Source organism: Sorangium sp. So ce131 (assembly GCF_051519095.1).
Lineage (GTDB): Bacteria > Myxococcota_A > Polyangia > Polyangiales > Polyangiaceae > Sorangium.
Genome location: NZ_CP150455.1, coordinates 7,885,761 through 7,910,821, shown reverse-complemented (window position 1 = coordinate 7,910,821; position 25,061 = coordinate 7,885,761). Strand labels below are relative to the sequence as shown.

Sequence of the window (25,061 nt, the reverse complement as noted above, 5' to 3'; positions counted from 1 at the left end):
TCCACGCCCGAGACGTCTTGATATTCTTCGCGCCCCATGGCCGCTGAAGACGCCATCCAGCAATCCAAAGCGCGGGTCGAGGCGCTGTTCGCGCCGATCAACGGCGGCGTCGGCGTCGACGTCACCTACGACGAGGCGTTCGATGCCCTCAAGAACGAAACCGACAAGCTGCAGTCGCTCTCGGGCGGCAAGGTCGACTGGGCGCGCGTCGCGAGCGGCGCCGAAGAGCTCCTGAGCGAGAAGTCGAAGGACTTCCGCGTCGCGCTCTACTACGCGGCGTCGAAGGCGCAGCTCGACAAGCTGCCCGGCCTGCTCGACGGGCTCGTGGTCGTGCAGGAGCTGAACAACGCGTTCTGGGACACGATGTACCCCGCGCTCAAGCGGCCCAAGGCGCGCGGCAACCTGTGCGCCTGGTTCGGAGACATCGCGGCAGGGGCGCTCAGCGGCCTCACGCCCACCGCCGCGGACCGCGACGTGGTGAACGCCATCGACCAGCTGTGCCGCGCCGTGGACGCCGACCTCAGCGGCAAGCTCGGCGACGCCTACGCCGGGTTCGGCCAGCTACGAGGCGCGATCCGCAGCCTCGTCGCAAGCCTGCCCGCAGAGGCGCCGCCGCCGCCACCGCCGCCACCTCCTCCCCCGCCCAAGGCGGACCCGCCGAAGGTCGAGACGGCGCTGGTGCAGGCGCCGGCGGCCACGGCGGTCATCGTCACGCCGGCGCCCGCCCCGCCGCCGGTCGTCGTCACGGCGAACCCGGCGCCCAGCTTCGAGGCGATCGTCGACGAGAACGCCGCGATCACCGCCCTCGGCGACTGTGCGCCGCTGATCGCGCGCGCGGGCAGCGTGCTCCGGGCGGCGGATCCGAAGCGCGCGGCCGCGTACCGCATCCTCCGGGTCGGGCTCTGGGTCCAGATCCTCAGCGATCCGGGCGCCTGGGCCCAGGGCGGCGTGACCGTCATCGCGCCGCCGCCCGAACACGCGCTGCGGGCGCTGCCGGCGCTCACGCGCCAGGGGGCGTTCGCCGATCTGCTGCCGATCGCCGACGAGTACGCGCAGAGCTACCCCCTCTGGCTCGATCCACACCGGCACGTGGCGAACGCGCTCGCGCAGCTCGGCGAGGACTACGCCGAGGCCCGGCAGGCGGTGCTCCTCGAGCTGAGCGTCCTGCTGCTGCGCGCGCCGCTGCTGCCGGGCCTCAAGTTCAACGACGGCACGCCGCTCGCGGACGACGCGACGCAGGCCTGGATCTCGAGCGAGGTGAAGCCCGCCCTCGGCGGCGCCGGGGGAAACGGCGCCGGCGCCGCGGCGCAGCCGGCGAGCTACCTCGACAAGCCCCTCTCCGAGGCCCGCGGGCTCCTCGTGAACCAGCAGCCCATCCAGGCGATGACGCTCCTCGACAAGGCCGCGGCCGCAGCTCCGTCGGCGCTGGACCGCTTCCGCGTGAGGCTCGCCATGGCCAAGATCAACATGGAGCTGTCCCAGTTCGTCTCGGCGCGCGCGCAGCTCGAGGCGCTGGAGCAGATCATCGACCACCACCGACTCACCACGTGGCAGCCGGATCTCTGCGCGGAGGTCTACGCCGCGCTCCACACATGCTACCGTGTGCTTCACCAGAGCTTCGAGGCCACCCCCGAGGCCAGGGCCAAGGAGGCGCTCTGCTTCGAGCGCGTCTGCCAGCTGGACGCCGCGCTCGCCTTGAAGCTTTCGCTGGGGGTCTGAGGCGGATGCGCGTCGCTCCGAGAAGGTTGCCCGGTAGGCGGGCGTTTTGGTCTATGCTCGTGCGGCCTGCGGGCGCTCCGCCCGCTGCCGACGGGGAAAGGAGCCTGCGATGAAAGAGGGATCGGTCGCGCCGAAGGAGCGCGTGAACATCACGTACAAGCCGGCCACGGGGAACGCGAAGGAGGACGTCGAGCTGCCGCTGAAGCTCCTGATGCTCGGCGACTACACGCAGCGGCCGGATCCGCGGCCCCTCGAGGACCGCAAGCCCATCAACGTGGACAAGGACAACTTCCAGAAGGTCATGAGCGAGCAGAAGCTCGCGCTCACCTTCAACGTCAAGGACGTCCTCTCCGAGCAGGAGAACAGCGAGCTCACGGTCAACCTCAAGTTCCGCCGGCTGAGCGACATGGAGCCCGAGGCGATCGCGAACCAGGTGCCGGAGCTCAAGAAGCTGCTCGACCTGCGCGCCGCGCTGACGGCCCTCAAGGGGCCGCTCGGGAACGAGAAGGCGTTCCGCAGCAAGATTCAGCAGATCCTGAGCGACCCGGCCCAGCGCAACAAGATCGTGCGCGAGCTCGGGCTCGACAAGGAAGGGGAGTGAGCGATGGCGACAGAGACACGGGCCGCCGGGAGCGCAGGCGTCCAGACGCTCGAGGGAGGGTCCCTGCTCGACGAGATCCTCGCCGAGACGAAGATGACGCCCGGCGACGAGGGGTATGAGATCGCGAAGCGGGGCGTGCAGGCCTTCATCTCGGAGCTCGTCGCCCCGCGGCGCGAGGGCGAGAAGGTCGACAAGGCCTTCGTCGACGCGCTGATCGCGGAGATCGACATCAAGCTCTCGCGACAGATCGACGAGATCCTCCACCACCCGACATTCCAGAAGCTCGAGTCCGCCTGGCGCGGCCTGAAGTTCCTGATCGACCGCTGCGACTTCCGCGAGAACGTCAAGGTCGAGATGCTCAACTGCTCCAAGGAGGACCTCCTCGCCGATTTCGAGGACGCCCCCGAGGTGCCGAAGAGCGGCCTGTACAAGCTCGTCTACTCGGCGGAGTTCGGCCAGTTCGGCGGCAAGCCGGTCGGCGCGATCATCGCGAACTACGACTTCGGCCCCGGCCCCCAGGACATCGCGCTGCTCCAGAAGTGCGCCGCCGTCGCGGCGATGTCGCACGCGCCGTTCATCGCGGCGGCCGGCCCGCAGTTCTTCGGCCTCAAGGACTTCATGGGGCTGCCCAACCTGAAGGACCTGAAGGCGCTCTTCGAGGGGCCGCAGTACACGAAGTGGAACGCGTTCCGCGAGACCGAGGACTCGCGCTACGTCGGGCTCGTGATGCCGCGCTTCCTGCTCCGGCTGCCCTTCGGCGCCAACACCGTCCCGGTGAAGGCGTTCAACTACGAAGAGGACGTGGTCGGCAAACACGACGGGTACTGCTGGGGCAACGCGACGTACGCCTTCGCCACCCGGCTCGCCGACAGCTTCGCCAAGTACCGCTGGTGTCCGAACATCATCGGCCCGCAGGCGGGCGGCTCGGTGGAGAACCTGCCGCTCCACCAGTACGAGGCGATGGGCGAGATCCAGACGAAGATCCCGACCGAGATCATGCTCACGGAGCGGCGCGAGTTCGAGCTCTCCGAGGAGGGCTTCATCGGCCTCACGTTCCGCAAGGACTCGGACAACGCCTGCTTCTTCTCGGCGAACTCCGCGCAGAAGCCCAAGTACTACGGGCAGAGCGAGGAGGGCAGGGCGGCCGAGATGAACTACCGGCTCGGGACGCAGCTGCCGTACATGTTCATCATGTGCCGCATCGCGCACTACCTGAAGGTGCTGCAGCGCGAGCAGATCGGGACGTGGAAGGAGCGCGCCGACCTCGAGAAGGAGCTGAACGACTGGATCGGCCAGTACGTCGCCGATCAGGACGTCGTCTCCGCGGCGACCCGCGGGCGCAGGCCGCTCCGCAAGGCGCAGATCATCGTGACCGAGGTGCCGGGCAACGCCGGCTGGTACAAGGTCGACATGCAGGTGCGCCCGCACTTCAAGTACATGGGCGCCTTCTTCACGCTGAGCCTCGTCGGCAAGCTCGACAAGGAGTAGCGGCCCGCGCCGGGCGCTGCGCGGCGCGCGGCACGCGCAGCGCCGCGCGCCCGGACGCGAGCGCCGGGCAGGGCCCCGCCGCCGCCTCCGCTCGCCCGCTGGAACGGGCTCGCCCGCCGGCGTAGCCTCGGGGCATGAGGAATCTCTCCAGGATTTGCGTGTACTGCGGGTCGAGCGCGGGCGCGTCGCCGGCGTACCGCGAGGCGGCCGTGCGGCTCGGGGAGCTGCTCGCCGAGCGCGGCATCGGGCTCGTCTACGGCGGGGGCCGGGTGGGCCTCATGGGCGCGGTCGCGGACGCGGCGCGCGCGCGCGGCGGCGAGGTGATCGGCGTGATCCCGCACTTCCTCAAGCAGCGGGAGCTCGATCACCACGGCCTGACGGAGCTCGTGCTCGTCGACACGATGCACGAGCGCAAGGCGAGGATGGCGGCGCTCTCCGACGCGTTCATCGCGATGCCGGGCGGGATCGGCACGCTCGAAGAGATGTTCGAGGTCTGGACGTGGACGCAGCTCGGGTCGCAGGAGAAGCCGGTCGGGCTGCTCGACGTGCAAGGGTTCTACCGACCGCTGATCGCCTTCCTCGATCACATCGTGGCCGAGCAGTTCCTGCGGCCCGGCCACCGCGCCATGCTCCAGGTCTCCGACGACGCGGCGACGCTCGTGGACCGGCTCGCCGCGTGGCGCCCCGTGGTCGAGGCCAAGTGGATGACGCCCGGCGAGACCTGAGCGCCCGGGCGCGGCGCGAGGGCGCCGCGGCGGCGGCCGTCGGCTGACACGGCGCCGTCCGGGCTCGCCGGCGCTGCCTCGGAGAGCCGCTGTCCAGCTTCAGGGCGCTTTTCAGGGCTCCTCAACAGGGATGTCGGCCCACGCCTTCCGATGCATGGGCGATACAAGAGCACCCTTGCTCGACGGGTGATGCAAGAGCACCCTTGCCCGAATCCTGGGTTCGCGGCGGGTGAGCACACGCAGCTTTGTACAGGGCATGACCTGCATGTGCAGCTTTGGCGCTCGCCCGCCGCGAAGCGAGCCCCAAACGCTCGTCAGCTATTACTCGCTCTCCACCCGACTTTGACCATGGCGCGCGGTCCACCGTCAAGCGCCTCGCGCGAAGCAGCCAAAAATCGCGCCTCTCTGCGGTGGTTTCCTTAAGGAATGTCCTAGTTTTGACTCGGGGAGCTCTGTAGATCCATGTCGCCGAGGCGGCCTGTTTCCCTCGCCGGACGCACGCGCGCACCTGCCACACAGCAGCTCATCCATCGCGCTGCCGCGCTTGAGGCTGCGCCCTTAAACACATGGAGATCGCGCGGCGATCACCGTCCGGATGAGCGCTTCCACGGGCGGCGAGGGCGACGTGATCGCACCGCGAGAGCCTCGTCGGGCTGCGCCGAAGCGTGTTGCCGAACGACTGGCACACAGCAGGAAAATCCTGGCTTCGGCGCATTTTGCCCCACTGTGGCAGGTTCGTCCGTTGGCGGCCGCCGTGCGGAGCTCAGCACAGATCCTCCCGCTGTTTCACGCTTCGTTGAACGCGTGTAGCGGATTGCCGCGCGGTTCGTGGGCCGCGTTCACGCTCGCTCGTGAGCCCCGCGTCGATGGCTGCATCCCGGCGTCGGCCCGCGTCTTGCTAAGAGCTCGACCGCCTCCACAGACGCCACGAACAGGTTTGCATCCCCCCATTGGAGTGAAGATGAAGCAGGCCGGGCCCGATCTCATCTGTCTGTCGCACCTACGCTGGAACTTCGTCTTCCAGCGGCCCAACCACCTGATGAGCCGCTTCGCGCGGGAGAAGCGGGTCTACTTCGTCGAGGAGCCCGTGTTCGACGATGCGCCCCCAAGGCTCGAGACGAAGCACATAGAGGCCAACCTGACCATCGTGGTCCCTCACCTCACCACCGGCACCGATCAGGAGGCGTCGCTCGCGCACCAGCGCCGGCTCATCGGCTCGCTCGTGCGGGAGCAGGACATCCGGCAGCCGATCCTCTGGTTCTACACGCCGATGTCGCTGCCGATCGCCGCGGACGTGGAGCCCTCGGTCATCGTGTACGACTGCATGGATGAGCTCTCCGCCTTCCGCGGCGCGCCGCCGGCGCTCCGCGAGCGCGAGCGCGAGCTCTTCTCCCGCGCCGACCTCGTGTTCACCGGCGGCCAGAGCCTCTACGAGGCGAAGCGCGCCCAGCACCCGTCCGTGCACGCGTTCCCGAGCAGCGTCGACGCGGCGCACTTCGGGCGGGCCCGCGAGGGGATCGAGGACCCGGAGGACCAGCGCGGCGTCGCGCGGCCTCGCCTCGGGTTCTTCGGCGTGATCGACGAGCGCATGGACCTCGATCTGATCGCCCGCCTGGCCGAGGAGCGGCCCGACTTCCAGATCGTGATGCTCGGGCCGGTCGTGAAGATCGACCCGGCCACGCTGCCCCGGCGGCCGAACATCCACTGGCTCGGCCAGAAGTCCTACAAGGACCTGCCGGCCTACCTCGCGGGCTGGGACGTCGCGATCATGCCGTTCGCGCTCAACGAGTCGACGCGGTTCATCAGCCCCACGAAGACGCTCGAGTACCTCGCGGCGGGCAAGCCGGTCGTCTCGACCGCGATCCGCGACGTGGTGACGCCCTACGGCGAGAGGAAGGCGGTGCACATCGCCGACGCGACCACGTTCGCGGCCGCCGTCGACGCGGCGCTGGCGGAGCCGAAGGCGGCGCGCCTCGCGATCGCCGACGAGATGGTGAGCGCGACGTCCTGGGACAAGACGTGGCGCTCGATGTCGAAGCTCATCAACGATGCACTCCAAACGAAGCGTTCGGCGGCCATCCGGACGGAAGGGAACGTACCGTGTTCGACTATCTGATCGTAGGAGCTGGGTTTGCAGGCGGCGTGCTCGCGGAGCGCCTCGCGTCGCAGATGAACAAGTCCGTTCTCCTGTGCGACAAGCGGCCCCACATCGGAGGGAACGCGTACGACTACTACAATGAGGCGGGGATCCTCATCCACAAGTACGGGCCTCACATCTTCCACACGGCGTCGCCGCGCATCTTCCGTTACCTCTCCCAGTTCACGCAGTGGCGGCCGTACGAGCACCGCGTGCTCGCGTCCGTGGACGACAAGCTCGTCCCGTTCCCGATCAACGTCGACACGGTGAACGCGCTCTACGGCACGAGCTACTCGCCCGCCGAGGTCGAGGCGTTCTTCGCGCGCGTGGCCGAGCCGATCAAGCACTGCAAGACGAGCGAGGACGCCGTCGTCAGCAAGGTGGGGCGCGAGCTCTACGAGAAGTTCTTCCGCAACTACACGCGCAAGCAGTGGGGGCTCGACCCGTCGGAGCTCGACGCCTCGGTCGCCTCGCGCGTGCCGGCGCGCACGAACTACGACGCGCGCTACTTCACGGACGAGTTCCAGGCGATGCCGCTCCACGGCTACACCCGGATGTTCGAGAACATGCTGGATCACAAGAAGATCCGGGTCCTCACGAACACCGACTACCGGGACATCATGGGAGAGGTGAGCTTCAAGGAGATGATCTACACCGGGCCCGTCGACGCGTTCTTCGACTACCGCTACGGGAAGCTCCCTTACCGCTCGCTCGAGTTCAAGTTCGAGACGCACGACAAGGAGGTGTTCCAGCCGGGCGCGGTCGTGAACTACCCGAACGAGCACGCGTACACGCGGATCACGGAGTTCAAGTACCTGACCGGGCAGCAGCACCCGAAGACGAGCGTCGTGTACGAGTATCCGCAGGCCGAGGGCGACCCCTACTACCCGGTGCCGCGCCCCGAGAACGCGGAGCTCTACCGGCGCTACAAAGCGCTTGCCGACGCGACGCCGAACGTGCATTTCGTCGGGCGCCTGGCGACGTACCGGTACTACAACATGGATCAGGTCGTGGGCCAGGCCCTCGCGACCTTCGACCACATCCGCGAATCCCAGCTCGACTCCACCACCGTGACCGTCGCTGCCTGATGCCTGAGACAGCCATGCCCCGCTCGCACCTCGCACAGATCGGCATCCCTGGGTCGGTGCCGCCGTCCGCGGACGGCAGCAACGCCCAGGGTTACCCCCGGCCCCTGCTCCGGCGACAAGACTGGACGTCGCTGAACGGGCCGTGGGAGTTTGCCTTCGATCCCAAGGGGGAGTGGTGCTCCCCGAGCGACGCGCGCTTCGACAAGACGATCGAGGTGCCCTTCGCCCCGGAGACGCCGCGGAGCGGGATCGGCGACGCCAGCTTCTACAAGGCGTGCTGGTACCGCAGGCGGGTCGACGTGCCGGAGCTCGGCGCGTCCGAGCGGCTCCTCCTGCACTTCGGGGCCGTGGACTACGTGGCCAGGGTGTGGGTCGACGGCAGCTTCGCGGGCGAGCACGAGGGCGGCTACACGCCCTTTTATCTGGACATCACCGAGCACGTGCGGGGGCGCGGCAGCGTCACGATCGTGGTGCAGGCCCAGGACGATCCGGCGGACCTCGCCAAGCCCCGCGGCAAGCAGGACTGGAAGCTCGAGCCGCACTCCATCTGGTACCCCCGGACGACGGGGATCTGGCAGACGGTGTGGCTCGAGCGCGTGCCCCGGATGCACGTCGAGTACCTGCGGTGGACGCCCAACCTCGAGCGCTGGGAGATCGCGGTCGAGGTCCGGGTCGCGAACGCGCCGGTGGAGGGCGCGCGCGTCGGGGTGCGGCTGCGCGTCGGCGACATGACGATCGCGAACGACCAGTACACCGTCGTCGCCGGCGAGGTGCACCGGCGCATCTCGCTCTCCGATCCGGGCATCGACGACTTCCGCAACGAGCTCCTCTGGTGCCCCGAGCGCCCGACGCTGATCGAGGCCGACGTCGTCCTCTACGACCAGGCGGGGATGGCGATCGATCGGGTGAAGAGCTACACGGCGCTGCGCTCGGTCGCCGTGCGCGGGGATCGCTTCCTCCTGAACGGGCGGGCGTACGTCCTCCGGCTGGTGCTCGACCAGGGCTACTGGCAGGACACGGGGATCACCGCGCCCGACGACGAAGCGCTCCGCCGCGACGTCGAGCTCACGAAGCAGATGGGCTTCAACGGCGCGCGCAAGCACCAGAAGATCGAGGATCCGCGGTACCTCTACTGGGCCGACAAGCTCGGCCTCCTCGTCTGGGAGGAGATGCCGAGCGCCTACCGCCACACGCGCAAGTCGATCGCCCGCCTGACCACGCAGTGGCTGGAGGCGATCCGGCGGGACATCAGCCACCCGTGCATCGTCGCGTGGGTGCCGTTCAACGAGTCGTGGGGCGTCCCGAACCTGCCGGACAACCCCCACGAGCGCCACTACGTGCAGGCGCTCTACCACCTCACGAGATCGATGGACTCGACGCGGCCCGTCATCGGCAACGACGGCTGGGAGAGCGTCGCGACCGACATCATCGGGATCCACGACTACGATCCTTCTCCCGAGCGGATCGCCCGCCGCTACTTCGCGCACGACGTGGTGCCGAAGCTCTTGAAGCGGGAGCGCCCCGGCGGCCGCGCCCTCGTGCTCGACCCGTCCGTCAGCCACGAGACGGCGATCGTGCTGTCGGAGTTCGGCGGGATCGCGGTCGCGCCCGGCAGCGACGGGACGTGGGGGTACTCCGCGTGCCGGACCTCGGACGAGTTCGCGGAGCGCTACACTCGGCTGATGAAGGTGATCAACTCCCTCGAGCTCCTCGCGGGCTTCTGTTACACGCAGTTCGCCGACACGTACCAGGAGGCGAACGGGCTGCTCTACGCCGATCGGACGCCCAAGTTCCCGCTGCACCAGATGGCGGCGGCGACGCAGGGGCTGCCGTTCGTCGGACCGAACGCGACGCCGTCGTCGCTCAGCGACGCCGGGCTCGCGGACATGCCCGAGCTGGCGGACATGCCGGGGCTCGTGGACATGGGTGCGCCGCGATGACCACGACCGGCGAGGGGCAGGCGTTCGAGGCCATCTTCGGACGCCCGGCGAAGCTCCGGGCCGAGGCGCCCGGGCGCGTGAACCTGATCGGCGAGCACACGGACTACAGCGGCGGTTACGTCCTGCCGACGGCGATCCCGCAGAAGACGCGCGTCGAGGTGGCGCCTCGAGACGACGGGCTCATCGAGGTCGCGACGCTCAACGTGGGCGACGTGAACGGCGGAGCCCGGCTCTCCTACCGCGCCGGGGAGGAGGCGCGGCGGGGGCTGTGGCTCGACTACGTGCAGGGGATCACCGCGGTGCTCCGCGCCCGGGGCGCCTCGCTGCCCGGCTTCGACGCGCGGATCGAGTCGACGGTGCCGCTCGGCAGCGGCCTGTCGTCGAGCGCGTCGCTGCTCGTGGCGCTCGCGCGCGCGCTGCGCGCGCTGGTCGGCCTCTCCATCGACGACGTGGAGATCGCCCGGATCGCGCACGCGGCCGAGTTCGACTTCGTGGGGGCGCCCGTCGGGATGATGGACCAGATGGCCGCGAGCCTGGCCGACGAGAACACGGCGCTCTTCCTCGACACGAGGACGCTCGCGTTCGAGCGGATCCCCCTGCCCGCGGAGGCCGAGCTGCTCGTCGTGAACTCCGGGGTCGCGCACCAGCACGCGAGCGGCGACTACAAGACGCGGCGCGCGGAGTGCGAGCGCGCGGCCGAGCTGCTCGGCGTGCCGCAGCTCCGCGACGTGGACGCGTCGGTCGAGCCGCGCATCGCGTCGCTCCCGGCGCCGCTCGACCGCCGCGCGCGCCACGTCGTCACGGAGAACGCGCGCGTGCTCGCCGCGGTGGCGGCGCTGCGCGCGGGGGATCTGGCCCAGCTCGGGCGGCTCTTCGACGCGTCGCACCGCTCGATGCGCGACGATTTCGAGGTGTCGGTGCCGGCCGTCGACGCGCTCGTGGAGAGCGCGCGGGCGCAGCCGGACGTCTACGGCGCCAGGTTGACCGGAGGGGGGTTCGGCGGCTCGATCGTGGCCCTAGTGAAGCGCGGCAGCGCGGCGAAGGTAGGGCAGGCCGTCGTGGCCGACTACGCGCGCACGCCGGGCCGCCGGGCCACGCTGCTCGTAGGAGGGTAGAGCTCATGAGAGAACACTCCGGGATCGAGCTTTGGGGCGGGGTGGAGTGTACGGTCAACCGCGTCGGGGACCAGCACCTGGATCAGCTCGAGCGCACGGGGCACTACGCGCGCATCACGGATCTCGATCGGCTCGCCGAGCTCGGCGTCAAGGCCGTCAGGTACCCCGTCCTGTGGGAGCGCACCGCACCCCGGGGCGTCGGGAGCGCGGATTTCTCCTGGGCCGACGAGCGGCTGCACCGGCTGAAGGAGCTCGGCATCGACGTGATCGTCGGGCTGGTCCACCACGGGAGCGGGCCGCTCGGGACCAGCTTGATGGACGACAGCTTCGTGAGCGGGCTCGAGGAGTTCGCCGGCGCCGTGGCGGAGCGTTACCCCTGGGTGCGCGATTTCACGCCGGTCAACGAGCCGCTCACGACGGCGCGCTTCAGCGCGCTGTACGGGCACTGGTACCCGCACCGCCGCGACGACGCGTCGTTCCTCCGCGCGCTGCTCGTGGAGACGCGCGCCACCGCGGCCGCGATGCGCGCGATCCGGCGGGTGCGCCCGGACGCGCGCCTCGTGCAGACGGAGGACTTCGGCGCGGTCGACAGCACGCCCGAGCTCGCCTACCAGGCCGAGTTCGAGAACCAGCGGCGCTGGCTCAGCCTGGATCTCCTGGCCGGGCGCGTGGGCCGCGCGCACCCGCTCCGCCGCTACTTCCTCGACCACGGCGTCCCCGCGGCCGAGCTCGCGCGGATCGAGGCCGAGCCGTGCCCGGCGGACGTGATCGGCGTGAACTATTACCTGACGAGCGACAGGTTCCTCGATCACCGCCTCGAGCACTACCCCGCGTGGACGCACGGCGGGAACGGGCGCCACAGGTACGCGGACGTGGAGGCGGTGCGCGTCCGCGAGGAAGGGATCTTCGGTCACCACCACGTGCTGCGCGAGGTGTGGCAGCGGTACGAGACGCCGATCGCCGTCACCGAGGTCCACCTCGGGTGCACGCCCGAGGAGCAGATCCGCTGGCTGGTCGAGGCCTGGGAGGCGGCGCACGCCGCCCGGGCGGAGGGCGCCGACGTCAGGGCGATCACGTTGTGGTCCGCCTTCGGCGCGTGCGACTGGGACAGCCTCGTCACGCAGGCGCGCGGCCACTACGAGCCCGGGGTCTTCGACGTGCGCGGCCCCGCGCCGCGGCCGACGGCGCTGGCGGCCGTGGCCAAGGAGCTCGCGTTCACCGGCCGCTCCGAGCACCCGCTCGCCGCGGCCCCGGGCTGGTGGCGGCGCGACGAGCGGCTGCTCTACGGTGCGCCGCGCTCGTCGACCCGGACGATCTGCCGCCCGCGCGAGCGCCCGATCCTGATCACCGGCGCTGGCGGGTCGCTCGGCGCGGCGCTGGTGCGCGCATGCGAGGAGCGCGGGATCCACGTGCGGGCGATGACGCGCAGCGAGCTCGACATCGCCGACGAGGCGGTCCTCGAGCGCGCGATCGCGGAGGTCCGCCCGTGGCTGGTGATCAACGCCGCGCGTTACACACGCGTGCACGAGGCCGAGGACGAGGTCGAGGCGTGCCGCCGCGCGAACGTGGTCGGGCCGACCCTGCTGGCGGCGGCGTGCCGGCGCCATGCGTCGCGGCTGCTCATGTTCTCGTCGTCCTTCGTGTTCGACGGGAGCAAATCGGATCCGTACGTCGAGGATGATCCGGTGGCGCCCATCAACGCGTACGGCGAGGCGCAGGCGCAGGCGGAGCGGAGCGTGCTCGACGTGTTGCCGAGCGCGCTCGTGGTCCGCACGGGCAGCCTCTTCGGGCCGTGCGAGGCGCGCAGCTTCGCCGCGCTCGCGCTCGCGGTGGTGCAGCGCGGGGAGCTCTTCCACGCGGCCGACGACCTGTTCGTGTCGCCCACCTACCTGCCGCACCTGGCGCACACCTGCCTGGATCTCGCGATCGACCAGGCCGAGGGGGTGTGGCACCTGGCGAACGACGGGGTGCTCAGCTTCGCCTCGTGGGCGAAGATGATGTGCGACGCGTTCGGCCTGCCCTCCTGGGCGGTGCATGCCTGTCCGGCGCAGAGCCTCGGGCTTCGGGCCAACCTGCCGCGCCAGGGGGGGCTCCACAGCCGCCGGCGCGCGACCTTGCCGACGCTCCCGGAGGCGCTGGAGCACTACGTGAAGCACCGGGCGGACGCCGTGCTGGCGGCGGGCTAGCTCCGGGCCTCACACGTCTCGGCCAGGGATCCCGAGAGATTTTAACGCAAGGCGCAAAAATACAGAGAAATTCTGGTTTGCGCCTTTGCGCCTTTGCGCCTTTGCGTTGAATCCTCTCTTCTCTCGCCGTGATCCCTGCCAAGGCTGCTGACAGGCGGAACTAGGGCGCGGGGGCTCGATCGACCCTGCGGGCGCGGGAGGCCGTGCCGAGCGGGGCGGCCCCCTGGGCGGGAGGGCGTCGCGGAACCAGGTGGGGAAGGGGGACTCGCCTGCTCGAAGCGGCCTTGTCCGATTCGATGGCTGAGGGGGATTCGATAACGAATCGATAACGTCGTTGGCTGTCGCCTCGCGCGGTGAGGGGGAGGGCGCGCGCGGTCCGGTGAGATATGCGCGGGCACCAGGAGCCGGCGTGTGGTGACCGCGGCCGGCTCGAGACATCCCTCCACATTGAACGGCCCTGAGGCGCTCCCTACGAACCGACGCGCGACACCCGCGCGGCGCGGCGCCGGACTGCCGGCCCGGACGAACGGCCATGGCGCAGCGCGAAAAACAGCCACGACCACGCGCCGCTCCATGGGTCAAAAATAACGTCCCGCTTGACCTTCATTCCCTGATTGTGTGTAATCAGATGATCTGCGAGTAGCCTTGGATTGTAAACCGCCAACCCGCGACGGCGTTGAACGACGCGCCCTTCGAGGCGTGGATACCGGCGTGTCACGGGGCGGTGACGGCGGCGGTTACGCCCACGAAACATCGAGGCGGCGGCCGTGTCGCCGGACGCCGTCCACGACGCCACTCCAGCGCTCTCGCGACGGGTCTGCACGGGAGGCGCGCGACGTCCTCGGGCCGACGCTGAGGCTCGCACACGGCGGCTGATCTCCCGTCCTCCTCGAGGCATCTGCCACGGTATACGACATGACCCATCACGATTGCAGCTCTGCGGACTTGTGTTTCCATCGCTCGTTCGAGCTCCAGGTCGGGCGCACGCCCGGGGCCGTGGCCGTGTCCTCCGGCGCCGAGCGGCTCACCTACCAGGAGCTGAATCGCCGCGCGAACCAGCTCGCGCACCACCTGCGGGGCCTGGGCGTCGGGCCCGACGTCCTCGTCGCGCTCGCCGCGGAGCGCTCCCCGGAGGCGCTCATCGGGCTGCTCGCGGTGCTCAAGGCCGGCGGCGCCTACGTCCCGATCGACCCCTCGTACCCGCGGGAGCGGGTCGCGTTCATGCTCGATGACGCGGGGGCGACCGTCCTGCTCACCCAGGCGCGGCTGCTGCCGTCGCTGCCGCGCCACGGGGCGCGCGCGATCCTCCTGGACGGCGATCGCGACGTGTTCGCGGGCTCGGGCGACGAGGACCCGCCGTGCGCCGCGGGCCCTGACGACCTCGCGTACGTCATCTACACGTCGGGGTCGACGGGACGGCCCAAGGGCACCCAGATCGTGCACCGGGGGCTCACGAACCTCGCCCGCGCGCTGGCCGAGCGCTTCGACGTGGGGCCGGGCAGCCGGGTGCTCCAGTTCGCGTCCCTCAGCTTCGACGCGTCGGTGTGGGAGATCGTGATGGCGCTCGCCCGGGGAGGCACCCTGGTGATGGGGTCGCCGGCCGAGCGGATCCCCGGGCCCGCGCTGCTCGAGCGGATGCGCGCCGAGGAGGTGTCGATCGCCACCTTCCCGCCCTCCGCGCTCGCGGCCTTCCCCGAGGGCGCGGAGCGCTCGCTGCCCGCGCTCCGGACCCTGATCGTCGCCGGCGAGGCCTGCCCGGCCGATCTCGCCGCGCGCTGGGCCGAGGGGCGCAGGTTCATCAACGCCTACGGCCCCACCGAGTACACCGTGTGCGCCACCATGGCCGAGGGGCTCGACGCGGGGCGCGACGGCGGCGAGCCCCCCTCCATCGGCCAGCCGATCAGGAACACGCGCTGCCTCGTGCTCGACGCGGCGATGCGGCCGGTCCCGGACGGCGAGCCCGGCGAGCTCTACCTCGGCGGACCCGGGCTGGCCCGGGGCTACCTGGGCCAGCCCGGGCTCACGGCGGCCCGGTTCGTCCCCGATCCGTTCGGCGCCGCCCCCGAGGACCGGCTCTACCGGACGGGAGATCTCGTGCGCCGCCTGCCCGGCGGGGACCTCGTGTTCCTCGGGCGCGTCGACCACCAGGTGAAGATCCGCGGCCACCGCGTCGAGCTCGGCGAGGTCGAGGCCGCGCTCGGGCGCCACCCCGACGTCCGCGCGGCGGTGGCCGCGGCCCGCGACGGCCGCCTCGTCGCCTACGTCGTCGCGCGCCCCGACCCGGAGGCCGCGCCGCCGGACCCCCGGACCGTCGTGCCCGCGCTGCGGAGCTTCCTCGGCAAGATCCTGCCCGAGCCCATGATCCCCTCGGCGTTCGTGCTCCTCGACGCGCTGCCGCTCAACCCGAGCGGGAAGGTGGACCGCGCGGCGCTGCCCGCGCCGGACGCCGTCCGGTCCGATCGCGCCGGAGAGCTCGTCGCCCCGCGCAACCGGATCGAGGCGACGATCGCCGCGGCGTGGGCCGAGGTGCTCGGGCTCGAGCGGGTCGGCATCCACGAGGACGTCTTCGACCTCGGGGCGCACTCGCTGCTCGCCGGGCGGGTGCTGTCCCGGCTGCGCGCCGCGCTCGGCGTCGAGCTCCCCCTCCAGAGCCTGTTCGACGCGACCACCGTCGCGGCCCTGGCCGGGGTCGTGGAGTCGCTCCCCCGGCAGCGGCACCGCGCCCCCGCGCCCCTCCGGCCGGCGCGGCGCGACCGGCCCATCCCCCTCTCGCACGGGCAGCGGCAGATCTGGCTCCACGCCTCGCTCCACCCGGGCGCGCTGTTCTACAACGAGCCGTTCTCCCTCCGCCTCACCGGCCCCCTCGACGCGGACGCCCTGGGGCGCGCCCTCGACGAGCTGCTCCGGCGCCACGAGATCCTGCGGAGCACCTTCGCCGTCGTCGGCGGCGAGCCCGTGCAGCAGATCCAGCCCCCGGCGCCGCTCGACCTGCGGCGCGTGGAGCTCTCGGAGCTGCCGGCGCCATCGTCCGAAGCGCGGTGGGAGCGCGCCGTCGCGCTCGCCACGGACGAGGCCCGGCGCCCCTTCGACCTCGCCCGCGGCCCGCTCCTCCGGGCCACGCTGGTCCGCCTCGACGAGGCCGATCACGTGCTGTTCGTGGTGGTGCACCACATCCTGATGGATGGGATCTCCATCTTCGACGTGCTCCCGAGGGAGCTCCACGCGCTCTACCAGGCGTTCGCCGCGGGCAAGCCGTCGCCGCTGCCCGAGCTCGCGATCCAGTACGCCGACGTCGCGGTCTGGCAGCGGGAACAGCAGCTGAGCGGCGCCCTGCAGCCGCAGATCGACTACTGGAGGCGGCAGCTCGCCGACCTGCCCACCCTGGAGCTGCCGACGGACAGGCCGCGCCCGGCCGCGGCGGACCTCGCGGGCGCCCGCCACTGTATCGCGCTGCCGCGGGAGCTCACCCGGCGGCTGAAGGCGCTGGCCCGGGAGGAAGGCGTCACGCTCTTCGTGGTCCTGCTCTCGGCCTTCAAGGTGCTGCTCCACCGGTACGCGCAGCAGGACGAGATCGTCGTGGGCACGTCCGCCTCGTGCCGCCACCCGCCGGAGACCGAGGACCTGCTCGGCTTCTTCCTGAACACCCTCGTGCTGCGGACCGACCTGCGCGCAGACCCCACGTTCCGGGAGCTGCTCGGCCGCGTGCGGGCGGTGAGCCAGGCCGCGCTCTCGCACCAGGACGTACCGTTCGCCACGCTCGTGCAGGCGCTCCAGCCGAAGCGCGTCCCGGGCCAGAACCCGCTGTTCCAGGTCGCCTTCGTGCTGGAGCCGCCCGTGCCGGCGATCGATCCGGGCTGGAGCCTGAGCCAGCTCGACGTGGACACGGGCGCCTCCAAGTTCGACCTGATGCTGGAGCTCGACGAGCGCGAGGACGGCATCATCGGGCGGATCGAGTACAGCACCGCGCTGTTCGACGCGCGCACCATCGAGCGGATGGCGGGCCACTACGAGGCGCTGCTCGCAGGCGCCGCGCGCGACGTCGATCAGCGCCTCTCCCGGCTGCCGCTGCTCACGCCCGCGGAGCAGCGTGAGCTCCGCGCCCTCGCCGTCGCGCCGCCCGGACCCGGCTCGGACGCCTGCGTCCACCACCTCTTCGAGGCGCAGGTCGAGCGCTCCCCCGAGGCCGTCGCCGTCGTCTTCGACGACGGCGCAGGGAATGTAACGTCGCTTACGTACCGGGAGCTGAACCGGAGGGCCAACCAGCTCGCGCACACCCTGCTCGGCCTCGGCGAGCGCGAGGCGCCGGCGTCCGGGGCGACGCGCGCGCCCGGCGAGCGCGGCGTCGCGCCCGAGGACCGGGTGGCCGTGTGTATGTACCGATCGATCGAGATGATCGTCGCGCTCCTCGGCGTGCTGAAGGCGGGCCTCGCCTTCGTGCCCCTGGATCCGACCTACCCCACCGAGCGCCTCGCGTTCATGCTGGAGCAGACCCAGGCGCGGGTGATGTTGACCCAGGCCCGCGTCGGCGAGGTGCTGCCGGGGGGCCGCGCGCGTGTCCTCTGCCTGGACGAGGGGTGGGAGGAGATCGGCCGGGCGCGCGACGACAACCCGGCCCTGCCGGCGTCGCCGGACCAGCTCGCCTACGTCATGTACACGTCGGGCTCCACCGGCCGGCCGAAGGGGGTGGCCGTGCCCCACCGGGGCATCGCCCGGCTCGTCAAGGGCACGACGTACGCGAGCTTCGCGCCGGAGGAGGTCTTTCTGCAGCTGGCGTCCGTCTCGTTCGACGCCGCGACGTTCGAGATCTGGGGCGCGCTCCTCAACGGCGGCCGGCTGGTCGTCATGCCCCCCACGCCGCCATCCATCGAGGGGCTGCTCCGGGTGATCCGCGAGCACGGCGTCACGACGGTGTGGCTCACGGCGGGCGTCTTCCACCTCCTCGTGGACGAGCGCGTCGCGGACCTGCGCGGCGTGCGCCAGATCCTGGCCGGGGGAGATGTCCTGTCGCCCCAGCACGTCAATCGCGCGCTCGCCGAGCTGCCCGGGTGCCGCATCATCAACGGTTATGGACCGACGGAGTCCACGACCTTCGCCTGCTGCGCCACGGTGACCGGCCCGGTCGGCCACACGGTGCCCATCGGCCGCCCGATCCCGGGGACGAGCGCGCACGTGCTCGACGAGCACCGGAACGAGGTCCCGGCGGGCGTCCCCGGGGAGCTGTACATCGGCGGCGAGGGCCTCGCGCGCGGCTACTTCGGCCGGCCCGACCTGACGGAGGAGCGGTTCATCCCGGATCCCACGGGCTGCGCGTCGGGAGGGCGACTGTACCGGACCGGCGATCGCGTCCGCCTGATGTCCGACGGACAGCTCGAGTTCCTCGGCCGCATCGATCATCAGGTGAAGGTCCGCGGTTACCGCATCGAGCTCGGCGAGATCGAGGTGGTCCTCGGCGCGCACCCGGGCGTGCGCGAGGTCGTCGTGGCGGCGCGCCCGGATCGCTCGGGCGACAAGCGCCTCGTCGCGTACGTCGTCCCGCACGGCGGCAGGGCGGAGCCCTCGTCCCGGCGGCCCGGGCAGAGGGCGCGCCCCTCCGACGTCGATCCGCCGGGCGGGATCGAGCGCGCGCTCCGCGATTTCGTCCAGCAGCGGCTGCCCGACTACATGCACCCGTCGGCCATTGTGCTGCTCGACGCGCTGCCGCTGACGGGCAACGGCAAGGTGGACCGGGAGGCCCTGCCGGCCCCCGACGAGCTCCGCCCCGCCGGCGCGCCGATCGTGGCGCCGCGGGGCTCGCTCGAGGAGCGGCTCGCCGCGCTCTGGCAGGACGTGCTCGGCCTCGAGCGCGTGAGCGTGCACGACAACTTCTTCGACCTGGGAGGCCACTCGCTGCTCCTGATGCGCCTCCACGAGCGCATCCGGGACGCCTTCGGCAGCGACCTCTCCATCGTCGACCTGTTCGCGCGCCCGACCATCACCGCCCTCGCCGCGTTCCTCGCGAGCGGCGGCGGAGCAGGGGGCGAGAGGAACGAGATCTCGGAGGCCGACGCGCGCGCGATGAAGCAGCGAGAGATCCTGAAGCGCAAGAAGCTGGCAGCGAAGAGCAGGCAGCATGGATCCGCTTGATCAACCCGTCCCCGAGGACCAGATCGCGATCATCGGGATGGCCGGCCGCTTCCCGGGCGCGAGGAGCGTCGACGCCTTCTGGCAGAACCTGCGCGACGGCGTCGAGTCGATCGCCGCGCTCTCGGACCAGGACCTCGCCGCGGCGGGCGTGCCCCCGGAGGTGGCCTCGGACCCGAGCTACGTCCGCGCGCGGGCCGTGCTCGAGGACGTGGAGTGGTTCGACGCCGCCTTCTTCGGGATGACCCCGAGAGAGGCCGAGATCCTGGACCCGCAACACCGCCTCTTCCTGGAGTGCGTCTGGGAGGCGCTGGAGCACGCCGGGTACAACCCCGAGGCGTTCAAGGGATCCATCGGCGTCTACGCGGGCGCGAGCGGGCACGACACGTATTTCCTGAGCAACCTGTATCCGAATCACGAGCTCAGGAACGCGATGGACTACCAGGTTTACGTCGCCAACGACAAGGACTTCCTGTGCACACGGACGGCCTACAAGCTGAACCTCCGGGGGCCGAGCGTGGCGGTCCAGACGGCCTGTTCGACCTCGCTCGTGGCCGTCCACATGGCCTGTCAGGCGCTGCTCACGTACCAGTGCGACATCGCGCTGGCCGGCGGCGTGGCGGTCAACGTCCCGACGCGGTCGGGTTACCTCTACCGGCACGGCATGATCCTCTCGCCCGACGGGCGCTGCCGCGCGTTCGACGCCGAGGCGCAGGGGACGGTCATCGGCAACGGCGCCGGCGTGGTCGTGCTGCGCCGGCTCGAGGACGCCCTCGACAGCGGCGATCACATCGAGGCGGTGATCCGCGGCTCGGCCGTCAACAACGACGGCTCGGGCAAGATCGGCTTCACCGCGCCGGGCGTCGAGGGGCAGGCGCAGGTCATCGCGCAGGCGCTCGCGATGGCGAACACCGATCCCGAGACGATCTCCTACGTCGAGGCCCACGGCACGGGCACGCGCCTCGGGGATCCCATCGAGGTCGCGGCGCTCACCCGGGCGTTCCGCGCCCGCTCCCGCGGCCAGCGCAAGGGCTGGTGCGCGCTCGGCTCGGCCAAGCCGAACGTCGGGCACCTCGACGTCGCGGCGGGCATCACCGGCCTGCTCAAGGTCGTCCAGGCGCTCCGCCACCGGCAGATCCCGCCCACCTTGCACTTCAAGACGCCGAACCCGGAGATCGACTTCGCGAGCAGCCCCTTCCACGTCAATGCGGCGCTCGCCGACTGGGAGCCCGGCGACGGGCCCCGCCGCGCCGGCGTGAGCGCGTTCGGCATCGGCGGCACCAACGCCCACGCCATCCTCGAGGAGGCGCCGTACGCCGCCGCGGCGCCGGGCGGGCGGTCGTGGCAGCTGCTGCTCCTGTCCGCGCGAACGAGGACCGCGCTCGACACGGTCACCGAGAACCTCGTCGGCTACCTCAAGGCGCACCCCGACGTCAGCCTGCCGGACGTCGCCTTCACGCTCCAGGTCGGCCGCAAGACGTTCCCGCACCGCCGCATGCTCGTCTGCAACGACGCCGAGGAGGCGGTGTCCCTCCTGTCGACGCTCGGGGAGCGGCGGGTCCTCGCGCACGTCGAGGAGGCGGTCGACCGCCCGGTCGTGTTCATGTTCCCGGGGCAGGGCACGCAGTACGCCGGCATGGCGCGGGAGCTCTACGAGCGGGAGCCCACGTTCTGCGCCGGCGTCGATCTCTGCGCGGCCATGCTCCAGCCGGAGCTCGGGCTGGATCTCCGCGACCTGCTCTACCCGCCCCCGGAGCGGGAGGCCGAGGCCGCGGCGCTGCTCAAGCAGACGCGCTACGCGCAGCCGGCGCTCTTCGTGATCGAGTACGCGCTCGCCACGCTCTGGATGGAGTGGGGCGTCCGGCCCGCGGCGATGATCGGCCACAGCCTCGGCGAGTACGTCGCGGCCTGCCTCGCGGGCGTCTTCGCGCTGGAGGACGCGCTCCGGATCGTCGCCCGGCGGGGCAAGCTGATGCAGGGCATGCCGCCCGGCGCGATGCTCGCGGTCCCGCTGCCCGAGGAGGAGGTGCAGGCGCTGCTCGACGGCGGCGCGCTCTCGCTCGCGGCCGTCAACGGCCCGTCCGCGTGCGTCGTGTCCGGGCCCGAGGACGCCGTCGAGGCGCTGTCGGATCGGCTCTTCGAGGAGCGCGGGATCGAGTGCCAGCGCCTGCAGACCTCGCACGCGTTCCACTCCCGCATGATGGAGCCGATGCTCGCCGCGTTCACCGCGGTCGTGGCCCGCGCGCGCCCGAGCGCCCCGAAGATCCCGATCGCGTCGAACGTCACCGGCTCCTGGCTGTCCGCGGCCGACGCGCAGAGCCCCGAGTACTGGGCGAGGCACGTGCGCGAGCCGGTGCGCTTCATGGCGGGCCTCGGCGAGGTGCTCGCCGATCCGTCGCGCGCGCTGCTCGAGGTCGGCCCGGGGCGGGTGCTCTCGACGCTGGCCAAGCAGCACCCCGCCCGCGGCGCCCGCCGGGTGATGCTCTCGTCGATCCGGCACGTCCACCACCACCAGTCCGACATCGGCTTCCTGCTGGAGACGCTGGGCCAGCTCTGGCTCTCCGGCGTCCCGGTCGAGTGGTCGGGCTTCTACACCCACGAGCCCCGCCGCCGCGTGCCCCTGCCGACCTACCCGTTCGAGCGGAAGCGGTACTGGATCGACCCGCCGGCGCCCGCCGCCGCGAGCTCCGCGCGCCGGCCGCAGCGCAGCGCGCCCGAGCCCGCCGGCCTGATCCACCTCCTGGCCTGGAAGCGCTCGGTCCTGTCCGGGTCCATGAAGTCCTCGGCCGGACCGCTCGGGCGCCGGTGCTGCCTCGTCTTCGCGGACAGCTACGGGCTCGGGGCGCGGATGGAGATGCGGCTCCGCCGGGACGGCCACAAGGTCGTCACGGTGCGGCCGGGCGACGGCTTCGCCGCGACGGGCGAGGGCGAGTTCACCGTCGACCCCGCGAGCCGCGCGGACTACGCGGCCCTCTTCGGCGCGCTCCGCGCGGCGGGCGTGTCCCCGTCGCGGATCATGTTCCTCTGGGGCGTGACCACGCCGCCGCGCGCGCCGCTCGACGCGGCCCGCCTCGAGGCGGCCCAGCGGCTCGGGTTCGCGAGCCTCGTCGCGCTGGCCCAGGGCATCGGCGACGCGGGCATCCGCGACGAGGTGCGGCTCGGCGTCGTGACGAGCCACATGCAGAAGGTGACCGACCCGGCCGTGCTCTGCCCGGAGAAGGCCGCGCTGCTCGGCCCGTGCGAGGCCATCCCCAGGGCGTACCCGAACATCTCGTGCATCAGCATCGACATCGACCTGCCGGAGCCGCGGACGCTCCAGGAGGGCCGGCTCATCGATCAGCTCCTCGCGGAGGTCTCGCTGGGGCAGACCGAGCCCGTCATCGCCTACCGGAACGGCGAGCGCTGGGTCCGGATCTTCGAGCCCGCGCGCATGGATCGCGCCGAGGGCCTGCCGCCGCGCCTCCGCGAGGGCGGCGTCTACCTGATCGCCGGCGGGCTCGGCGTCGTCGGCTCCGCGCTCGCCGAGCACCTCGCGAGGGTCGCGCGCGCGAAGCTCGTCCTCGCGGGCCGGACGGCGCTGCCGCCGCGGGAGGCCTGGGAGGGCCTCACCGCCGCGGGCGCCCCCCGCGACGAGCGGCGGCGCCGGATCGCCGCGGTGCTCGAGATGGAGCGGCTGGGCGCCGAGGTGCTCCTCGCGACGGCGGACGTCACGCGCCTCGACGACATGCAGCGCGTCGTGGCCGAGGCCCTCCAGCGCTTCGGCCGGATCGACGGCGTGATCCACGCGGCCGGCGTCCACCGCGCCGTGCCCTTCCCGCGCATGACGCGGGAGGAGAGCGCGGCGATCCTCGCCCCGAAGCTCCAGGGCGCGCTCGTGCTCGACGAGGCGGTCCGGGCCGTCCGGCCCGATTTCGTCGCGCTGTGCGCCGCGCGGACGGCGAGCGTGCGCGGCGCCGGCCTCTCGAGCCAGGCCGCCGCGACCGCGTTCCTCGACGCCTTCGCGCAGCGGCGGGCCGCCGGCAACGGCCCGCTCACGATCGCGATCGAGTGGGACCCGTGGCAGCGGCAGGACGCCGCGCGCGGCGAGGCGCCCGAGCGCGCGCCCTCCGCGGAGGAGGGCCTCTCGCGCGACGAGGCGCTCGACGCCTTCATGCGCGTCCTCACGAGCCCCACGCCCCACGTCCTCGTCCTGAAGCGGGACGCGCAGTCGAAGCAGAAGCCCTCGAGCAGCTCGGTCGCGCCGCCCTCGCGGGAGATCGAGTCCGAGAGCATGCCGAGGTCGGTGCACCCCCGGCCCGACCTCAACACGGCCTACGTGGCCCCGCGCGACCCGCTGGAGCGCGCCGTCGCCGAGACCTGGGAGAAGCTGTTCGGCATCGAGCAGATCGGCGTCCACGACGACTTCTTCGCGCTCGGCGGGGACTCGCTCCTCGCCGTCCAGCTGATCTCCCGGCTGCGCAGCGTCGTGAACATGGATCTGCCCGGCCACAGCCTGCTCAACGCGCCGACGGTGGCGGCGCTGGCCGAGCTCATCGCGCAGTCCGACTCACCCTCCTCCACGTCGCTGTCGCGGCGCTCCCCCGCGCGCTTCTTGCCCGCGTCGCTCGTGCGCATCAAGCCGGGCACCGAGCGGCCGCTCTTCCTGATGCACCCCGTCGGAGGGCACGTCTACTTCTACCATGATCTCGCCACCTGCCTCGACCCGGCGCAGCCCGTGTACGGGCTCCAGGCGCAGGGCATCGAGGGCAAGGCGCCGCCGCTGACCCGCGTCGAGGAGATGGCGGCGCGTTACCTCGAGGCGGTGCGGCGGCACATCCAGCCGGAGGGCCCTTACGTGCTCGGCGGGTCGTCCTTCGGCGGCATCGTCGCCTTCGAGATGGCGCACCAGCTCCTCTCCGGCGGCGAGCGCGTCGCGCTGCTCATGATGATCGACACGCCCGCGCCCACCGCGGTGTTCCCCGAGGATCTCGACAGCCCCGAGCGCCTCGCCTACCTGATCAGCGGCGAGGCGAGCCCCCCCGTCCCCGCGGAGGAGCTGCGGCACCTCTCCCCCGACGAGCAGCTGCTCCACGTGCTCCGGCGCAAGAAGGGCGTCTCCCGGATGTTCCCGAAGCTGGCGCTCCAGGAGCTCGCCACCTTCCGCAAGATCGTCACCACCAACATGCAGGCGATGCTGAGTTATGCCGCCCGCCCTTACCCGGGCGACGTGCTCTTCTTCCAAGCGAGCGAGCGCGACGAGATGACGGTGGACAAGCCGTCCCGAGGATGGCGCGATTTGATCCAGGGCGAGCTCACGGTGCACGAGGTCCCCGGCAATCACATCACCATGAATTTGCTGCCGAACGTGCAAGTCATGGGCGACCGCCTGCGCGCCGTCCTGTCGGCCGCGGGACATCAGGGCTCTTGTTGACGTGAAGCCGTCTGGCTCTTTACCCTGGCGGGGCGAGGCGAGGGCGAGTCCTCGGCGCACGAGGCGGAGCGCCGGCGCGGCACGGGCGCGCGGCGGAGGTGGAGAATGTCGAAGATCAACGCGGAGCAGGCGCGAGAGGAGCTCATCGCGCTCTTCCAGGCGTGGACGAAGGCGGTAGGGGCGGTCAAGGACTACAGCTTCATGGACCGCCACCTGGCCGAAGGCTGGCGGTACGTGGATTACAGCGGCGTGCAGCGCGGCAAGGACGAGTACCTCGAGCTCGTCGGTCGCATCTTGTCGTACACGCAGGAGATCCGGCGGTTCGACGTGCGCATCCTCGGCGACGGCGTCGCCGTCGTGAGCGGGATCTACCGATCCACTGCCGAGCTCAAGGGAGATGTCAAGCTCGATAACACCATCCACTGCTGCTCCGTCTGGGAGAACCAGGGGGGCGTGTGGAAGTCGATCGTGCACCACACGACGAAGATTTCGGACGCCTCTTGAATCCACGCCCCCGCGGCGCCCCCGGGCG

Annotated in this window: 12 protein-coding genes; all 12 read left to right on the top strand. The window is 71.5% G+C overall.

Annotated features, from left to right (window positions below; genetic code table 11):
* Nucleotides 1-36 precede the first annotated feature (36 nt).
* The 12 genes from tssA to WMF43_RS28770 all read left to right on the top strand — a co-directional run bounded on the left by tssA (nucleotide 37) and on the right by WMF43_RS28770 (nucleotide 25,033).
* Entirely contained in the window at nucleotides 37-1,719 is a 1,683-nt protein-coding gene (gene tssA, locus WMF43_RS28825; RefSeq protein WP_437669425.1) for a type VI secretion system protein TssA, read from the top strand.
* Nucleotides 1,720-1,828: 109 nt separating this feature from the next.
* Complete coding sequence (gene tssB, locus WMF43_RS28820) at nucleotides 1,829-2,320, top strand: type VI secretion system contractile sheath small subunit (RefSeq protein ID WP_437669423.1); 492 nt, start codon at nucleotides 1,829-1,831, stop codon at nucleotides 2,318-2,320.
* A gap of 3 nt (nucleotides 2,321-2,323) precedes the next feature.
* Nucleotides 2,324-3,808, top strand: coding sequence for a type VI secretion system contractile sheath large subunit (tssC, locus tag WMF43_RS28815; protein ID WP_437669421.1), 1,485 nt, complete (start codon nucleotides 2,324-2,326; stop codon nucleotides 3,806-3,808).
* A gap of 134 nt (nucleotides 3,809-3,942) precedes the next feature.
* Nucleotides 3,943-4,533 (top strand): TIGR00730 family Rossman fold protein, encoded by a 591-nt coding sequence (locus tag WMF43_RS28810; RefSeq protein WP_437669419.1) that lies wholly within the window; start codon nucleotides 3,943-3,945, stop codon nucleotides 4,531-4,533.
* A gap of 961 nt (nucleotides 4,534-5,494) precedes the next feature.
* Nucleotides 5,495-6,649, top strand: coding sequence for a glycosyltransferase family 1 protein (locus WMF43_RS28805; RefSeq protein WP_437669418.1), 1,155 nt, complete (start codon nucleotides 5,495-5,497; stop codon nucleotides 6,647-6,649).
* Nucleotides 6,634-7,758, top strand: coding sequence for a UDP-galactopyranose mutase (gene glf, locus WMF43_RS28800; protein WP_437669416.1), 1,125 nt, complete (start codon nucleotides 6,634-6,636; stop codon nucleotides 7,756-7,758). Before WMF43_RS28805 ends, glf begins: the two co-directional genes overlap by 16 nt.
* Nucleotides 7,759-7,772: 14 nt before the next feature.
* Complete coding sequence (locus WMF43_RS28795) at nucleotides 7,773-9,698, top strand: glycoside hydrolase family 2 protein (RefSeq protein ID WP_437669415.1); 1,926 nt, start codon at nucleotides 7,773-7,775, stop codon at nucleotides 9,696-9,698.
* On the top strand, nucleotides 9,695-10,813 hold the full coding sequence (gene galK, locus WMF43_RS28790) for a galactokinase (RefSeq protein WP_437669414.1): 1,119 nt from the start codon (nucleotides 9,695-9,697) through the stop codon (nucleotides 10,811-10,813). Before WMF43_RS28795 ends, galK begins: the two co-directional genes overlap by 4 nt.
* 5 nt (nucleotides 10,814-10,818) lie before the next feature.
* Entirely contained in the window at nucleotides 10,819-12,999 is a 2,181-nt protein-coding gene (locus tag WMF43_RS28785) for a family 1 glycosylhydrolase (RefSeq protein ID WP_437669412.1), read from the top strand.
* A 915-nt stretch (nucleotides 13,000-13,914) separates the two neighbouring features.
* Nucleotides 13,915-19,122 (top strand): amino acid adenylation domain-containing protein, encoded by a 5,208-nt coding sequence (locus tag WMF43_RS28780; RefSeq protein WP_437669410.1) that lies wholly within the window; start codon nucleotides 13,915-13,917, stop codon nucleotides 19,120-19,122.
* Nucleotides 19,109-24,529 carry a type I polyketide synthase gene (locus tag WMF43_RS28775; RefSeq protein WP_437669408.1) on the top strand — a complete coding sequence of 1,807 codons (5,421 nt, stop codon included), beginning with the start codon at nucleotides 19,109-19,111 and terminating at the stop codon, nucleotides 24,527-24,529. The genes WMF43_RS28780 and WMF43_RS28775 overlap by 14 nt, the downstream gene beginning before the upstream one ends.
* A gap of 105 nt (nucleotides 24,530-24,634) precedes the next feature.
* Nucleotides 24,635-25,033, top strand: a complete 399-nt coding sequence (locus WMF43_RS28770) for a nuclear transport factor 2 family protein (protein ID WP_437669406.1) — start codon at nucleotides 24,635-24,637, stop codon at nucleotides 25,031-25,033.
* The last annotated feature ends 28 nt before the right edge of the window (nucleotides 25,034-25,061 follow it).

Coding starts and splice junctions, on each gene's coding strand:
- WMF43_RS28775 (WP_437669408.1), top strand. CDS start 19,109: ATGGATCCGCTTGATCAACCCGTCCCCGAGGACCAGATCGCGATCATC.
- WMF43_RS28805 (WP_437669418.1), top strand. CDS start 5,495: ATGAAGCAGGCCGGGCCCGATCTCATCTGTCTGTCGCACCTACGCTGG.
- tssB (WP_437669423.1), top strand. CDS start 1,829: ATGAAAGAGGGATCGGTCGCGCCGAAGGAGCGCGTGAACATCACGTAC.
- tssC (WP_437669421.1), top strand. CDS start 2,324: ATGGCGACAGAGACACGGGCCGCCGGGAGCGCAGGCGTCCAGACGCTC.
- WMF43_RS28780 (WP_437669410.1), top strand. CDS start 13,915: ATGACCCATCACGATTGCAGCTCTGCGGACTTGTGTTTCCATCGCTCG.
- WMF43_RS28785 (WP_437669412.1), top strand. CDS start 10,819: ATGAGAGAACACTCCGGGATCGAGCTTTGGGGCGGGGTGGAGTGTACG.
- tssA (WP_437669425.1), top strand. CDS start 37: ATGGCCGCTGAAGACGCCATCCAGCAATCCAAAGCGCGGGTCGAGGCG.
- galK (WP_437669414.1), top strand. CDS start 9,695: ATGACCACGACCGGCGAGGGGCAGGCGTTCGAGGCCATCTTCGGACGC.
- WMF43_RS28770 (WP_437669406.1), top strand. CDS start 24,635: ATGTCGAAGATCAACGCGGAGCAGGCGCGAGAGGAGCTCATCGCGCTC.
- WMF43_RS28810 (WP_437669419.1), top strand. CDS start 3,943: ATGAGGAATCTCTCCAGGATTTGCGTGTACTGCGGGTCGAGCGCGGGC.
- WMF43_RS28795 (WP_437669415.1), top strand. CDS start 7,773: ATGCCCCGCTCGCACCTCGCACAGATCGGCATCCCTGGGTCGGTGCCG.